This is a genomic window from Dolichospermum sp. UHCC 0259, assembly GCF_009711935.1.
Lineage (GTDB): Bacteria > Cyanobacteriota > Cyanobacteriia > Cyanobacteriales > Nostocaceae > Dolichospermum.
In genome coordinates this window covers 1-889 of sequence record NZ_VIKX01000300.1, presented here as the reverse complement: position 1 = coordinate 889, position 889 = coordinate 1, and the positions used below count along the sequence as shown (strand labels likewise).

Annotated in this window: 1 protein-coding gene; it reads left to right on the top strand. The window is 36.4% G+C overall.

The window, feature by feature from the left end; all coding sequences use genetic code 11:
• A partial coding sequence (locus FJR05_RS27060) for a hypothetical protein (protein WP_217385685.1) occupies positions 1 to 797 on the top strand: 797 nt, incomplete at its 5' end.
• Positions 798 to 889: the final 92 nt, after the last annotated feature.

The following is an 889-nucleotide window of genomic DNA, read 5'->3' as shown; positions in this document are numbered from 1 at the left end:
AAACTATACCAACATCTGCTAAGATATACAATACTGCCCAAAAGGAACTTTCAGACTATCAAAGTCAATTAACCAAGATACAACGTCGTTTAGATAAAGAAAATCAAGCGATTGACTCCATTAACCAAGCCAAACAACAAGCTCAAGATGCAGAGGAACAGATAGAAAAGGCGCGAACAGTTAGTGAATATGAAGCAGTTAAGGATAAATGGGATAACGTACTGGCGATTTTAAATGATATCCCATCTGATGTTTTTATTTCAGTTACTAATCTGAAAAACAGTTATGAGTCAAAAAAGAAAGAAGTAGTTGCTATAATTGAAGATTTGAACAAGCCAACACCATCACCTGAACCAACACCTACATCAACTCCTACACCTGATCCCACTCCAACACCAACTCCTACTTCTGAACGGACTCCAAGTTTATCAGATCCAAAATGGGACTATAGTGTTTTTAATTCTAGTTCTGTAGGAGATTATGCAGTATTTTCGTATAAAATGATTGAAGAACCTGCATTTAATCAACAGAATCAACAAGTAGAGTGGATTGTTGAATTTTCAATTCCTCCAGAAGCAGAACGAAGCCCAGCAGCGAGAGAAGCTTACTTAAGACTTGAATTATGGCAGGATGGCTTTAGGGCTAAATTTATAGATAGTTCTGGTGCGTTTTTAGGAGCGAAAAACCTTGATAAAGAAGGTCAAGGAGGCTACAGAAGACGATATACTTTGAGAGTTCCCAATAGTATTTGGGAAAAATGGTCAGAAGTTAGTCAAGTTATTATTGAAAAACAGTGAGTTAGTAGGGTGTGTCAGTAAATATAAAAATAGTCTCATGTCTCTTGATACAAGTAAATATTTTCATCCTCCAGGAATTGCAGAACTTTGTG